The following is a 13,500-nucleotide window of genomic DNA, read 5'->3' as shown; positions in this document are numbered from 1 at the left end:
GGTCCGATGCGTCTCTCTCCCGCACGCCTGCCTGAATCGGGTGGGTCCCAACCCTGTTGGGAACATTGAGAGATGGGATCGGATCAGATGGAGCGATCGACACGGCGGAGACGGCGCCGCAGACAAAGCCAGTTACCGGACTGGGTTCAGTTAGCGGCCCTGATTCTTACGGCGGTCACTTCCATCGCGGGGTGCGTCGAGCACTTTATGTGATGCGCCAGAGGTAGTCCGGACGGCTGGTTGGGCGGCAAGCGAGCCCGGCCGCGATCTACTCGGCCGGACCCGCCTGTAGCCCCGCATGTGGGCCTGGCTTCGGGGTGTCGCCCGGAGCCAGGCCCTATGCGCAGGGCGGGAGCCTTTCGGCTCCATGAAGAGGAAACCCCAAGTCACCAGGAGCATCAAGCCTCCGAACCAGAGCCATGATCCAAATCATGGCGAAAACCCGTAGCGAACCGTGGCGTTGAGGGCTGGCGCAGGCTCCGGCTGACGTAGATCACTTAGGAGTGCCTGGTGAGCGCCTTGTGGGGGGTGGCGAATCCTGGCGAATGGAGTCGGCAGCTGGCGGGCGGGTCGAAGGGAGCCGCAGCTACGGCGGATGCCGTCAGTTACCGGTTGATCGGGATCTCGTAGACGATCTCGCAATGAGCGGCGGGCACCACGATGTCCGCCGTCTCGACGGGCCGTCCCTGGTCGCTGTAGTACGTCCGCCGGATGTGCGTGACGAGCGCGGCCTTCTGGATGCCGAGCCACGACGCCTCTTCGGCGGTCGCCTGCCTCGGCTCTGGCTGCTCCACGGCGTGGCTGACGCCGATCGGGGCCATGCGGTTCACAACGGCCGCCCCCGCGTGGGGCCCTCCCTCGGGGAGGACGACGAGAGTGCCGGCGGTGAGGTCGTACGGCTCCCAACTCGTCGACAGTTGCACCGGCCGACTGTTGGCCAGGAACTCGGGGCGTCACCCTCGAAGAGGGACGGCGCCAGGGGGACGTCATGGCTCGGGCCTGACCGCTGACCGCTGACCTGCGGAATTGAGCAGACTTCTGCTCAAGATGCTGGAGAGGGTATGTGCTACTAACATGATGCCTGTGAGAGTCGCAACCGGGGCACGCCTCGGGCGGCAAGATTCCGGAAGAACCGGAACCAATGAGCGGCGAGACGTGCTCCCTTGAGCTGTGACCTCTGCGAACCGCACCGTATGTCTTGCATGCGCTGTGGCCACCTGCCTTCGATCTTCGGTGGCGGAAGGAAAGGTAGAGACTCATGCGAGCACCTCATATCAAGCGTTCCCTCGCTGTAGCCGCCGCCGGTGTGATGCTGGCTGGTGGCGCCGCCGTTGGTGCCGCAGGGGCGGCTGCGGCCGCCCCTGCCCACGCGACCTCCGCGGCTAGCCACTCCTACGACCGGTGCGGCTGGTGGGATGACTGCGACGGGTACGGCTACGGCTACTACAACGGGTACGGCTACGGCTACTACAACGGCTACGGCTACGACAACGGGTACGGCTACGGCTACGACAATGGCTACGGCCGCGTAGCCATTGTCGTGGTGGGCGTACCCGGCGGCTACGGCGGATACTGAGCCAACTCGGGGAGAGGTGAACCTAGTACTGCAACGGTGCTTTGCGTGACGGTTGGGCAGGTTGCTCGTTGATGTTGTTATGGGTGGGGACCTGGCTGATGCGCGGGTGTGGGCGGGCGAACTGAGTGCAGTGCACGAGCGGTTCGTGCACCGGTTTGCCAGAACGGAGCCGCGGGAGTCGGCACTGGCCCTATTTGCGGGGGCTGATCGCTCCGCTGGAGCGGAAGAACGGCTGGACACTGGCGGAACAGGCCGGTCATGCCGGGCCGGACCGCATTCAACGGCTGTTGAACCGGATCGACTGGGATGCCGACGAGGTCCTTGAGGACCTGCGGGACTACGTCGTTGAGCACCTCGGCGACCCCGAGGCCGTGCTCATCGTGGACGACACCGGCTTCCTGAAGAAGGGGACCCGGTCGGCGGGTGTCCAGCGCCAGTACTCGGGCACCGCGGGCCGGACGGAGAACTACCAGGTCGGTGTCTTTCTCGCATACGCCGCCGAGTGCGGTCGGACGTTGATCGACCGCCGGCTGTATCTGCCCACGTCCTGGACGGACGACCGCGAACGCTGCCGCCAGGCCGGCATCACCGATGAGACCGCCTTCGCGACGAAGGTGGTCATGGCCAAGGCGATGGTCCGTCGGGCGATCGCAGACCGGATCCCTTTCCGTTGGGTGACCGCGGACGCCGCCTATGGCTTCAGCAAGGGCTGGCGGCACGAGCTGGAACAGGCAGACGTCTTCCACGTCATGGCCACCACCCGGCATGACACCGTGGTGACCCGCTGGACCCTCGACCACCCTGTCCACGACCTCTTTTCCGCTCTGCCCCGGCAGAAGTGGAAGCGACGCTCCTGCGGGAGGGGTGCCCACGGGCCACGGGTCTTTGACTGGGCACGTGTCGAGGTGCGGCCCTGGCACCGGGAGGACCGCCGTCACTGGGTGATCGCCCGCCGCAGCGTCAGCCGCCCCGACGAGATTTCCTACTACATCGCCTACTGCCCCGCGGACACCACGCTCGATCAGCTGATCCACATCGCCGGCAGCCGCTGGGCTGTCGAGGAATGCTTCCAGAGCGCGAAGCAGGAGTGCGGCCTGGACGACTACCAAGTCCGCCGCTATCCCGGCTGGCACCGCCACATCACCCTCGCCATGGCCGCCCACGCCTGCCTGACCGTCCTGCGAGCCCGGGTACTGGACACAGACAAAGCAGAAACGGATCCTCCCAGCTCATCCACCTCAGCCTCGCCGAAATCAGACGCCTGATCACCCGCCTCAACGACCGCGCTCCCACCCCGATCGATCACATCCTGCACTGGTCACACTGCGCCGACGACGACAACACCAAGCCCGCGTCAGTCACTACAAACGACGCGGACACAGCCCATAGAACTGGCCACCCATCAGCACAAACACCGTTGCAGTACTAGTGCCGCATCCTGTGGAAAACTCGTCGCAATGGTCTGTCGGGTGTGGCCGAGGATGGTCCTTCGGGCTGCGAGCGGATCTGCGCGGGCGCACCAGCGACGACGCCACCCTCTTCATGATCGAGTGGCACGGAGGCGCCGCCGACCACCTCGCGGTCCTTGACTGAGCGCCCGCGCGTCAGGCCCGATCACGTCGTCGGCGACAAGGGCTACAGCTCGAAGGCAATCCGCACCTGGGTGCGACCCCAACCCACCACTCACCCCAGCTTCCATCCCGGCCGCCTTCGGCCCACACGTCGTGGAGCGGGCGTGGTTCAGGGCGTCAAGGTGGAGCGCGCCACTGTACGAACGACCTTGACGCCCTGGGCCGCGACTGCTCGGCTCTGCCTGGGGCGAAGGTGGTCGGGATGGGAGCCAACAACGCTCACCACGAATCCGCCGGCACCCGCGAACGGCGCCCCTCCCATCCCGGAGTCTGAGCGCCCCCGCCGGAGGCATGTTCTGACCTGCGGATGGCTTTCTAGCTTCCGCCCGTCGCACGTAGCGCGCCGCCGGGCGCGGCCAGCCGGGGCGAAGACAGAGGCAGGCCGCGCCGCTGAGGCGGCGCGCGCCCGCGCCGTGCGCGGGCCTCCGCGAACACCCGCGCGTCTTCGCCACGCTCACCGCCCCGTCCTTCGGCCCGGTCCACAAACCGGCCCACCTCCGGCCGCTGCCGCTGCGGCGTCCAGCACCCCGATGACGCGCCGGAACTCGGTGCGCTCATGGTTCGCCGCTCGCAGGCGGAGATGCAGACCGGGGCCCTGTTCGACAAGGCGCCCAAGTCCGCCGCTGGAGTCCGCCCGGTCGCCTACCCGAGCGAACTGCGAGCGGACGTGGAACGACACCTTGTCCACTTCGCTGGGTCTGGCCGTGATGGTCACGTCTTCCTCGGCCCTCAAGGCGGTCAGCTGCGGCGGAGCAACTTCCGTGACGACTGGATCAAGGCTCGGAGGAAAGCCAAGATCACCGCAGGCGTCCACTTCCACGACCTTCGGCACACGGGGAACAACCTCGCCGCCTCCAGGGCGAGCCTGCGGGAGCGGATGACGAGGATGGGCCACAGCACCTCGCGCGCCGCGCTGATCTATCAGCACATGGTCAGCGGCCGTGACCGGGAGATCGCCGACCGGCTCGGATCGGTGATCCGCAAGGCACGAGGTGACACGGACTCGTAGCGCACGTTGTGGCACGTGTGTGGCACGGCCGCGATCATGACGAAGGGCCAGTTCGAGAGGATCAAGCCTCCGAACTGGCCCTTCTGTCTGTGCCCCCGGCAGGATTCGAACCTGCGACACCCGCTTTAGGAGAGCGGTGCTCTATCCCCTGAGCTACGAAGGCGGGGATCTGTCGGAAAACGTGTCCAAAACCCGGCCCGGGTGGGCAAAGGGCTTCAGGTCGGTTTGCCGACAGGGTAGCGGTGGCCTGGCCCGTGAGGGCTGGGCCACCGCCGACAGTGTAGCGGGTGGGGTGAGGTCGATACCTGGGGTCGTGATCGCGCGCGCCTGTGGCGGGCGAACTGGGGTGCCTGGGGGGTGAAGACGAGGAGCCTTCGGCGATAAGCGGGGCCCGGTGGACACCTCGGAGGGCCTTGTCGTAGGAACCGGTGAGCTCGCTCTTCCGCCGGCGGGATACGTGACGGTGCCGTCTTCGTTGACGGAGTATGCCAGCGTGGCCGCATCGTCCAGTGCCTCAGTCAGGCGCCGCTTCGGAGCAGTGATTTCGGACGAGAAGCCGTCGAGAGCTCCGGAGATCAGACTGCACTCGACCTGGGTGTAGTGGAAGTTCTCCGACAGCTTCCGCAACTGCTTGAGCGCCGCGTCCGCGGCCTCACCCGCGTTGGCCTTCCGTCATGCGGGCCCGTCGCCCCTGCTGTGCCGGTGACCATCGGCGGTGCCTGCAATTCCCCGGACGGGCAGTTCGTTCACGGCCGGTCCGGCCTGGGGAGCGGCCGTGAGGGCCGGCGCGGCTCCGTAGCGTCGGGCGAGAGGCGCGGAGGTCATGCCGTGCGCGAAGACACTGAGCAGCACGGTGCAGACGACCACCGGGACGATGGTCTTCGAGGCCGACGGATCGAGTTCCTCGACCGCCAGCAGACCGAAGATGACGGAGGCCAGCCCGCGTGGGCCGAACCAGCCCACGAACAGGACGGTTCTCCTGTCCAGACCGCTTCCGGCCAGGGACAGGGCCACTGGCACCATGCGTACCGCCGTCAGGCTCAGGACAGCGTAGAGCGTCGCCTGCCAGGTGAGGTGATGGACGGCGACCGGTACCAGTACGGCGCCGAAGAGCAGCCACACCAGCACGGAAAGCAGTGAAGCGGACTGTTCGGCGAACAGCAGCACGCGTTGCGGGGCGCCGTGTGTCGATCCGAAGGCCAGGCCGGTGGCAAAGGCGGCGACAAAGCCGTTGCCGCCGATCGCGATGGCGGAGGTGTAGCCGAGGAGGGCCAGAGCCAGGATGCCCGTGCCGGCGACGTCCTCGGTGGCCCAGCCCCTGCGCAGGGCACAGCGCAGCAGCCATCCGGCCGTCAGCCCGAGCACGGTGCCGTGGACCAGGCCGATGGCGAGTTCCACCAGGGCACTTCCGGAGACCTGGGAGTCCGGCGTACTGCCGGACGCGGCGACTCCGGCCAGGGCGAGCACGACGAACGGGGTGGCGATGCCGTCGTTCAGGCCGCTCTCGACGTTGATGAGCCGGCGGATCCTCGCGGGCACCACCGGATCGACCATCATCGTGGCGCCGAGCGCGGCGTCCGTCGGAGCGAGCGCGGCCGCTACGTACAGCGCGGCCCAGCCCGACACCCCGGGGAGCAGGCCCATGGCCAGCAGGGTGCCGAGGCCGATGCACATCGGCAGCCCGAGCAGCAGAAGCCGCACATACAGACCTAGCTCCGGGCGCAGGGCCCGGAAGGACAGCCGCGCGGAATCGGTGAAGAGCACCCAGGCCAGCGTGACCTCGGCGAGTGCTCGCACCGTTTCAGGGGACGGAGCCAGGTCCAGCACGCCGATTCCCTCGCCGAGCAGCAGACCCAGCAGGACGAACGCCACAGGGGCGGTGAGTTCGACGCGCGCCAGCCGCTGTGAGTACACACCCCAGAGGAAGAGAAGAAGCAGGATCAGCGAGAAGGTTGCATCCACCCTGGACTCCGTAATCGAGGCCGCACCGTCGGCGAAGGCCCGATTCTCGGCGGTTGCGACGCGATGGCGATCCAGCCGGAGGACATGACCGGGGCTTCCACCTGAGTGGTGGAACGCGTTGTCGGAGTGCGGTAGTACGCCACCGGCCACTGGGACGGGGTGAGGGAGCCGGTCCCGCAGACCTCATTCGTGAGCGATGACGGCGACGGGTGCGTGGGAGTGAACGAGGTGCACTGGCGCGCTGCGAAGAAGTGCTTCCCGCGCGGCCCAGTGGGCCGCGGCGACGCTTTCCGCGGATCCGTCGAGGCCGACGACAATGCGTTGGTTCATGAGGGTCCCCCTGGGACGGCCTCCGGCTCGGGGGCGCTGGTTCGGTCTCCGAGATACGTCCGGGGGCGGCGCTTGCGGGACGGTGACGGCCTCGCGGGTCATGAACGGGGGTGCGTGTCGATGCGCCGTGATCCCCTCCTAGCGTGGGGTGCCCGGTCGTGCGTCGTCGACCGGTAGGTCGTCCTGCTCGTAGCCGAGCCGATCGGTCACGTCGATGACTCCGTCGACGCTCCGGCACAGACGCAGGACGACCGGGACGAGGCTGTGCCGGCTGACGGTGCCGCTGAGGGTCACGACGCCGTCCGCGACCTCGACGGTCAACGACGAGGGACTGAGCCGCAGCGTGTGCGTCAGGACGTCTTCGAGGATCTCCTCCTGGATTGCGCGGTCCCTGCGCAGGAAGAGCTGCAGGAGGTCGCTGCGGCTCAGGACCCCGACCAGCCGGCCCTCGCTGTCGACGACGGGGAGCCTCTTGACCTTGTGCTTCTCCATGACGCGGGCGGCACGGACGGCGCTCCACCCGGGCGACGCGGTGATCGCCGGGTGGCTCATGAGTTCGACGGCGGTGTTCGTGCCGCTCCCGTAGTCGCGCCTGCGGAGCAGGTCGGCTTCGGAAACGACGCCCACGGGACATTCGTTCTCGTCCACGACGGGCACGGCGGTGACGCCGAACTGGTCGAGGACCCGGGCGATCTCCTTGAACGTGGTGCCGCGCTGGACGCCGACGACCGTGGGTGTCATGAGGTCGGCGACGCTGCGATGCCTCATTGTCCCTCTCCTTCAGGCGGGCACTTCGGTGTCGGGCTCCTTGAACGGCGCTCGTATCTCCTTGAACGGCGCTCCGCGGTCGACCGAGATGAGGGCGTGCGTCATCACGTCGTCGACGGTACGCAGATGTTTCATGACTCCTCCAGGAAACAAGGGCCCGTATCCGAGCGTCGGCGTCGTCGCCCCCGGCGGTAGGACCGGCCGGGGGCCGCCGGGGACCGGCCGGCCTTGTTGGGCAGGCACGGACGGTGCTTTCATGAAGATGACGGGAAGAGCTATTGAGAGGATGCGGAGAAGCGACCGACGGCCGCGCACCGCACGATCAGGATCCGCGAGAAGCGGATGAAGCTCTTTCCGTCCCCTGGCGCACGTGCTCATCGGTCGCCGCCGCCATGTGCCGGATCGAGATCCGGCGGCAGGTCGTCCACGGCGTATTCGAGAGACTGGTCGACGCTGACGACGCCGTCGACGGAAAGGCACAGGAGCTCGATCACCGGGATGGCCGAGCGTTGCTCGACCCCACCACTCAGGGAGACCACCCCTTCCTGAACGCTTACTGTCACGCCTCCCGGCGCCATCCGAAGGGTCCGGCCCAGCACCTCGTCGACGATCTCATCGTGTATGGCTGCGTCCCTGCGGAGCATGGGACGCAGCAGGTCCGAGCGGCTGACGATGCCCACGAGTACGCCGGTGTCATCGATCACCGGCAGGCGTTTGACGCCCTGCTCGTCGAGGAAGCGGGCTGTCTCGACGATGCCCCACTCGGGCCGGGCCGTCAGTACGGGGGCGGACATCAGATCACCGGCGGTGCGGGCGTCCATGGTGTCGCGGTCCACGGCTGCCGGCTCGCGCAACTGGTCGCGCGCCGCTGCGTCCGGCAGACCGGCCTGCCTGCGGAGCAGGTCGGCTTCGGAGACGATGCCGATGGGGTGATGGCGGTTGTCCACGACGGGCAGAGCCGAGACGTTGTTGTAGGCGAGGCTCCAGGCGACTGTCTTGAGCGACGCTTCGGGACTGGCCGTGGCCACGTCATGCGTCATGACCTCGGCGACAGTGCGGTGCGTCATGGCCGGATCTCCCTTCGTTCCGGGCCGTCGGTCGTGGGCGACGACGGCCACGGGGGGCGGCGGCGTGATGCAGGACGGCATGGGCCACCGGCCCGGGACGGGCACCGGAGGGGAGCGGCAAAGGCCGCGGCCGACGACGGCGAGGTCCGCGCCCGCCGAGGACCGGCACGGCGCTGACCTGCCACTGTTGCATCAGTTCGACGATCTCCTTGTACGAGGCGTCGCGGCCGATGGCCACGGCCGTGCGGGTCATGACGTCGCTGACGGTGTACCGGGATGCAGCCATGGGGTGCTCCTCGGGGGGTGACTCCCAGGTGGTGGCACGACGGCGTACCTCACACGAAGCCGCCGCTGCCATGAGGGGCGTAGAGATCGAGCAGACGGATCCGCGTAGCCTGCAACCGGTGGGCGAGAACCTGCCCGACCCAATGGCCGATGGCCGAACCGAAGGCGGGGTCCGCGTCCATCATCATGCGTACGGCCGCCGCGTCGAACTCATAGGTACGGACAGGCGTCATCGCCTCTGCGCCGAGGTGCCAGATGGGGGGCTCGAACAGCCAGGCCCAGCCGACCAGTTCGCCGGGCCCGAGACTCTCGATCGCTGCCGGGGAGCTGCCCGGTACGCGGAAATCCAGCGTGACGGTGCCCGAGCGCAGGAGCCAGAAGCGGTCTGCGTGGTCTCCCTCGTGGAAGAGACGGACTCCCTGGGCGAAATTGACCTCCTGCCCGATCTGCATCAGGCGGGCACGGTACCGGGCGGGCAGGGCTGCGGTGACGCGAGTCGGGGAAGTGCTCATCGGTGTCCTCCTCTGTGGTCTGCGATTTCAGCATCGCCGGACAGCCGGTTCATGGACATGGGTCCTGTGGCCCTGCCGCGGTCCCGTCCGGCCCCGGGCGGGCAAGCTCTGCCATCTCGGAGCACGGGGCGGCTCTGTCGGCCGAGGCCGATCCTCGCGTCCGATGGCGGGACCGGATCAGACGGCTCCGTGAACGCCCCCCAGCAGATTCTTCTCGATGTATCGGCGGACATCCGCGCTGAGAGAGCCGAGGCGTCCTGAGAGTTCCGCCTTCGGCGCGGTGGGCGCCCGTATGGTGCGGGCCCCGGGCGGCAGTGCCGCGAGGTCGGCCACGAACCTTTGCCGGGCTGTGTCCAGTTCCGCACGTTCCGAAACGCGTTGCCCCTCCCGCATGACCGACTCCAGCAGCGGGACGCCGTCCGGCGGCGGCTGCTCGTCGGCGAGAGCTATGAGATCCGCGTATCCCGGTCTTCGGTACACCTGCTTGCGTCCGGGCGCCGTCACCTTGGCCGAGGACAGTTTCATCACGGGCCGGCTGTCGTACTCGACCAGCTTGTATGCGCAATCCAGGTAGGGGGCATCCGCGCAGACGCCGATCCGGGTACCGACCGCATAGGTGTCGATGGGGGCTTCGGAGCGGACCAGGCTGTCCACGGCGAACTCGTCGAGACCACCACTCGCCACGATCCGTGTCCCGGGGAGACCGGCGGCATCGAGAACGGCCCGCGCCTGTACGGCCAGGGCTCCGAGGTCACCACTGTCCAGCCGGATGGCGCACCCCGGACCGAGCCCCAGATCGCGCAGCACGCGCGCCGCCGTCGCCACACCCGCCACGGTGTCGTAGGTGTCCACGAGGAATGTCACCGGCCCCGGATGGGAACGGGCGAATGCCCGGAACGCGTCCTCCTCGGTGCCGAAGGCCTCGATGTACGAGTGGGCCATCGTGCCGACTGCGGTCAGGCCCTGGGAGTGAGCCGCCGCCACATTGCTGGTTCCGGCGAAGCCGACCAGGGCGCCCAGCCGGGCGGCCTGATGTCCGGCTTCGATGCCATGAGTGCGACGCAGGGAGAAGTCCACGACCGGGTGTCCGGCGGCGGCCAGGACACACCGGGCGCATTTGGAGGCGACGGCGGTCTGGTGGTTGAGCTGGTTGAGTACGAAGGTTTCGACGAGCTGGGCCTGCGGGAGAGGCGCAGTGATTTCCAGCAGGGGTTCTCCGGCCAGCACGATGCGCCCCTCGGGCACTGCCCGGACGTCGCCCTGGAATTCCAGGCCGAGCAGCGGTGCCAGATCCTCGGGCCGCCGTCCCAGCACAGCGGCGAAGACGGCCACGTCATCCGCGTCCACGCGGTAGACGGAGAGGTAGTCGAGGACCGAATCCAGCCCGGCACAGACAAGAAAGCCCCGGTCCGGCGGCAGATCGCGTACGAACAGACTGAACGTCGCCGGACGGGTCATGCCCTCGCTCAGATACGACTGAGCCATCGTGACCTCGTAGAGGTCGGTGCTCGTGGCATTGGACATGGACGGCACCTTCCTCCGGCCGCGTCGGTCCTTTCAGGGCTGCTGTCCAGCTCCTGCCGGGCTACCGCGCGGTCGCGCCGCACCAGCCTGCTCCCCTTCCTCCACTATCGGCCTCCCGTGCCTCGTGGGCCAGCCAGGAGCCATGGTGCAGTCCGGACGGGGTCGAGGCGGCCCGCCTCATGGAGGTGCAGAACGTCGAACGGCTGCCCGTCGTGGGCGAGACGGACACGTTGCTGGGCATCGTCAGCCCCCGCCGATGGCCAACACAACGGGGAATGACCACCACTCTTCCTCCTTGTGCGGACTTGCACGGATTCTGCGCCTTTACGGGCCCTTGCCACCTCAGGGCCCGCATGCGGTACCAGGAGATCTGCGGTACTCCTCGAATGAGAGGAAGCCATGCTCGGCGCGTCGGCGCGGAAGCTCACCAGGGCGCACGGACGACAGGCTGGACAGGCGGCCTCGCTCGCCGTCGTTCCACCGGTTACGAGACTTACGAGACGGAGGCGGTCGTCATGGAGCCAGTCGTCACCGTGGGCCTCGACGGCTCACCCGAGAGCCTTACCGCTGCCCGTTGGGCCGCCGACGAAGCGGAGCGGCGCAAGCTCACGCTGCGTCTGCTGCACGCGTGGCCTCTGCTGGTACCAGAACCGACCCGCGTTCCTGCGGAGATGGACCAGAACTACTGGGCGAGGCGGATCGTGCACAAGGCGCGGGCCGAGCTCCAGGCACGCCACCCGGGTCTTTCCGTCGTCGGCAACCTGGTTGCCGACGACGCCCAGAACGCGCTGCTGCTGGCGGCAGCGGAATCCGAGATGACCGTGCTCGGTTCGCGCGGGCTGCAGCCCGTCGAGAGCTATTTTCTCGGCGACATCAGCATGCACGTGGTGGCACGGGCCGAGGGGCCGGTGGTCCTGGTGCGCGCCGAAAAGAGTGAGCGAGGGCCACAACCCGCTCCAGCAGGGGAAGGCGGCGTCGTGGTGGCACTGAAACTGCACGGCCCCTGCGACGACCTGCTCGCATTCGCCTTCGGCACCGCCGCGGCGCGGGGGGTGCCTCTTCGAGCCGTCCATGGCCAGAGCCTGCCGCTGAGCGCATATGTGCCCTGGGGGGTGGATCACGACGTGACGGAGGAAATCACCCAGGACGCGCAGAAGCACCTCAACCAGATCCTCCGCCCCTGGCGTGACAAGTTCCCGCTCGTGGAGGCGAGTGACAGCATCGCTCTCGAAAGCCCCGCCAGGGCTGTCGTACGGGCCGCCCATGACGCCGCCCTGCTCGTTGTCGGCCGACGCAAGCGCCGCCCCGCACTGGCACCACACCTGGGCCCCGTGGCCCAAGCCGCCATTCATCACGCGCGTTGCCCTGTCGCCGTCGTCCCCCACGTCTGATCCGGGCAACCGTACAGAGCCGATCACGCCGGCGTGGCGTCGCCGCCCCTGACTTGAAGCTCCTCTACGTCCCGAGGCCCTGGTCGCCCTGGCCGTTCGAACTCGTAGGCTGTAGGCGGACGACAGATGCAGGGGAGATCATCTGAAGCTGAGTCGTCCTCGCGGAACGCGTCGACGGTCGGCGCACCGTGGTGGGCGCAGGGCCCGCACGACCGCAGTTGGCGTATTACTGGTGGAACCGCATCCGGGGGAACGAATGACGCGGCTGAGACTGTCCTTGTACGTCGGGGGGCTGCTCCTCGTACTGGTTGCCGGCGGGCTGGCCTGGACCGTCTCGTTCCAGGACGGTGACGGCGAAGACCTCGGAGACCAGTGCCAGGGCTCCCTCGCGGTGGAGGAGGCACGGCAGTTCTTCGACGGCGCCAGGCTGAAGGCGCGCGGTCACACCGCTGACTGGGGCGGCTACGACTCCCAGTGGTGCTCGGTCTGGGCCGAGGGCCAGGACGGCGGGCCGGTCCTCAAGCTCCGGGTATGGCCGCGGGCGGCCTACCGGGCGAGCGGGTCTGCCGCGGACGAGTCGGCAACGCCGATCGGTCACGGTTGGACCGGGTCCTTCGTGAGCGGGTATTCGCCGGAAGCCGCTGTGCTGGTCGACTGCAAGACGATGGCGGGCGCCGGTTTGCTTGTCACGGCCGGGACGACCCGGAAGTCGGAGGATCTCTCCGCCCGGCAGGTGCTCCAAGTGGCACGGGTCGCGACGGAGAGTGCGCGTCGTGCAGCCGGCCGCGCCGAGTGCGAGGGAGCGCTCGGCGAACGTCCGGGAACTGTCGACCGCGCGGGGTGGACGACGAGGCCCGTCGGCCGGGCGACGGGCACGTGCCGCGGCGTGCTGACCGGGTCTGAAGCTGCTCGGTTGCGCGTAACCGACGTCACCGAGAATCCTGCGGGACGCGCACTGACGGAACAATGCGAGATGAGCCGGGGCAAGTTGGGCCTGTTCAGTACGACCGCCTACTACGGGCCGTCGGCGGAGGAGGAGATGCATCTCGACGGCAAGTATCCGGGAACGGTGAAGGGCGCATACACCCGCACCCTCGAATGCGGGGGAGCCATCGGCACCGCCTACTTCAAGCTCGTGCGCGTCAAGGACAGGGCGGCGGACGGCACCGTCGCAACGCATGGAACGAGTGACCCCGCGGCGCTCAAGCGGCTTCTGGAGTCGTACGCCACCGCCTCGGGCAAGCGGCACGGCTGCCCCACCCCCTGACTGCTTGCGCCGGGCTGCGCCCCCTCGCCCTGGGCGGCACCCGGGGCAGCCCCACGAAGGCACCGTCTCGAGGCCGTCGCCCGAAAGGATCCGCGTCCCCCGCCAAGGCGGTGGGCACCCCCGCACCCGGCCCGACGAGATGAGCGCAGGTGTGCGGGCGGACCTTCGCGTCCGAATT

General features: G+C 68.3%; 11 protein-coding genes, 1 tRNA gene and 3 pseudogenes. 5 read left to right on the top strand and 10 right to left on the bottom strand.

The annotated features are described in order from the left end of the window. Positions 1-605 precede the first annotated feature (605 nt). A pseudogene (locus ACFVV1_RS07325) lies at positions 606-947 on the bottom strand (UTRA domain-containing protein); the annotation flags it as partial. Between the two features lie 311 nt (positions 948-1,258). On the opposite strand from ACFVV1_RS07325, the gene ACFVV1_RS07320 reads away from it, so the two are divergent. The 3 genes and pseudogenes from ACFVV1_RS07320 to ACFVV1_RS07310 form a co-directional block, all read left to right on the top strand. After that, the gene (locus ACFVV1_RS07320; protein WP_389985799.1) at positions 1,259-1,576 is read left to right on the top strand and encodes a hypothetical protein; all 318 of its coding nucleotides are present in this window, start codon (positions 1,259-1,261) and stop codon (positions 1,574-1,576) included. 79 nt (positions 1,577-1,655) lie between these two features. Next, a pseudogene (locus ACFVV1_RS07315) lies at positions 1,656-2,841 on the top strand (IS701 family transposase). Positions 2,842-3,630: 789 nt separating this feature from the next. Further along, positions 3,631-4,216, top strand: a pseudogene (locus ACFVV1_RS07310) (tyrosine-type recombinase/integrase); the annotation flags it as partial. 90 nt (positions 4,217-4,306) lie between these two features. Here the strand turns inward: ACFVV1_RS07310 and ACFVV1_RS07305 are convergent. The 9 genes from ACFVV1_RS07305 to ACFVV1_RS07265 all read right to left on the bottom strand — a co-directional run bounded on the left by ACFVV1_RS07305 (position 4,307) and on the right by ACFVV1_RS07265 (position 10,664). After that, a tRNA-Arg gene (locus tag ACFVV1_RS07305) sits at positions 4,307-4,379 on the bottom strand. A gap of 509 nt (positions 4,380-4,888) precedes the next feature. After that, positions 4,889-6,178, bottom strand: coding sequence for a cation:proton antiporter (locus ACFVV1_RS07300; protein ID WP_389985796.1), 1,290 nt, complete (start codon positions 6,176-6,178; stop codon positions 4,889-4,891). Between the two features lie 183 nt (positions 6,179-6,361). Next, positions 6,362-6,508 (bottom strand): universal stress protein, encoded by a 147-nt coding sequence (locus ACFVV1_RS07295; RefSeq protein WP_389985794.1) that lies wholly within the window; start codon positions 6,506-6,508, stop codon positions 6,362-6,364. A 138-nt stretch (positions 6,509-6,646) separates the two neighbouring features. Then, complete coding sequence (locus tag ACFVV1_RS07290; protein WP_389985791.1) at positions 6,647-7,276, bottom strand: CBS domain-containing protein; 630 nt, start codon at positions 7,274-7,276, stop codon at positions 6,647-6,649. A gap of 12 nt (positions 7,277-7,288) precedes the next feature. Continuing rightward, positions 7,289-7,411 carry a hypothetical protein gene (locus tag ACFVV1_RS07285; protein WP_389985788.1) on the bottom strand — a complete coding sequence of 41 codons (123 nt, stop codon included), beginning with the start codon at positions 7,409-7,411 and terminating at the stop codon, positions 7,289-7,291. Positions 7,412-7,650: 239 nt separating this feature from the next. Further along, a complete protein-coding gene (locus tag ACFVV1_RS07280; protein ID WP_389985785.1) occupies positions 7,651-8,343 on the bottom strand; it encodes a CBS domain-containing protein in 693 nt (230 codons plus the stop codon). Beyond that, complete coding sequence (locus tag ACFVV1_RS07275) at positions 8,306-8,596, bottom strand: hypothetical protein (RefSeq protein ID WP_389986370.1); 291 nt, start codon at positions 8,594-8,596, stop codon at positions 8,306-8,308. Before ACFVV1_RS07275 ends, ACFVV1_RS07280 begins: the two co-directional genes overlap by 38 nt. Positions 8,597-8,678: 82 nt before the next feature. Beyond that, positions 8,679-9,140, bottom strand: a complete 462-nt coding sequence (locus tag ACFVV1_RS07270; protein WP_389985782.1) for a Crp/Fnr family transcriptional regulator — start codon at positions 9,138-9,140, stop codon at positions 8,679-8,681. A gap of 177 nt (positions 9,141-9,317) precedes the next feature. Continuing rightward, entirely contained in the window at positions 9,318-10,664 is a 1,347-nt protein-coding gene (locus ACFVV1_RS07265) for a nicotinate phosphoribosyltransferase (RefSeq protein WP_389985779.1), read from the bottom strand. A 515-nt stretch (positions 10,665-11,179) separates the two neighbouring features. Here ACFVV1_RS07265 and ACFVV1_RS07260 point away from each other — a divergent pair. Both ACFVV1_RS07260 and ACFVV1_RS07255 read left to right on the top strand, forming a co-directional pair. Further along, positions 11,180-12,055, top strand: a complete 876-nt coding sequence (locus ACFVV1_RS07260; RefSeq protein ID WP_389985776.1) for a universal stress protein — start codon at positions 11,180-11,182, stop codon at positions 12,053-12,055. Between the two features lie 256 nt (positions 12,056-12,311). Beyond that, entirely contained in the window at positions 12,312-13,322 is a 1,011-nt protein-coding gene (locus ACFVV1_RS07255; RefSeq protein WP_389985772.1) for a hypothetical protein, read from the top strand. Positions 13,323-13,500: the final 178 nt, after the last annotated feature.

The organism is Streptomyces sp. NPDC058092 (genome assembly GCF_042884935.1).
Classification (GTDB): Bacteria; Actinomycetota; Actinomycetes; order Streptomycetales; family Streptomycetaceae; genus Streptomyces.
This window is presented reverse-complemented; position numbering and strand designations above follow the sequence as displayed.

Excerpts from the sequence above, each read along its gene's own strand:
- ACFVV1_RS07320 (WP_389985799.1), top strand. The coding sequence starts at position 1,259 with ATGCGAGCACCTCATATCAAGCGTTCCCTCGCTGTAGCCGCCGCCGGT.
- ACFVV1_RS07295 (WP_389985794.1), bottom strand. The coding sequence starts at position 6,508 with ATGAACCAACGCATTGTCGTCGGCCTCGACGGATCCGCGGAAAGCGTC.
- ACFVV1_RS07290 (WP_389985791.1), bottom strand. The coding sequence starts at position 7,276 with ATGAGGCATCGCAGCGTCGCCGACCTCATGACACCCACGGTCGTCGGC.
- ACFVV1_RS07285 (WP_389985788.1), bottom strand. The coding sequence starts at position 7,411 with ATGAAACATCTGCGTACCGTCGACGACGTGATGACGCACGCCCTCATC.
- ACFVV1_RS07280 (WP_389985785.1), bottom strand. The coding sequence starts at position 8,343 with ATGACGCACCGCACTGTCGCCGAGGTCATGACGCATGACGTGGCCACG.
- ACFVV1_RS07275 (WP_389986370.1), bottom strand. The coding sequence starts at position 8,596 with ATGACCCGCACGGCCGTGGCCATCGGCCGCGACGCCTCGTACAAGGAG.
- ACFVV1_RS07270 (WP_389985782.1), bottom strand. The coding sequence starts at position 9,140 with ATGAGCACTTCCCCGACTCGCGTCACCGCAGCCCTGCCCGCCCGGTAC.
- ACFVV1_RS07265 (WP_389985779.1), bottom strand. The coding sequence starts at position 10,664 with ATGTCCAATGCCACGAGCACCGACCTCTACGAGGTCACGATGGCTCAG.
- ACFVV1_RS07260 (WP_389985776.1), top strand. The coding sequence starts at position 11,180 with ATGGAGCCAGTCGTCACCGTGGGCCTCGACGGCTCACCCGAGAGCCTT.
- ACFVV1_RS07255 (WP_389985772.1), top strand. The coding sequence starts at position 12,312 with ATGACGCGGCTGAGACTGTCCTTGTACGTCGGGGGGCTGCTCCTCGTA.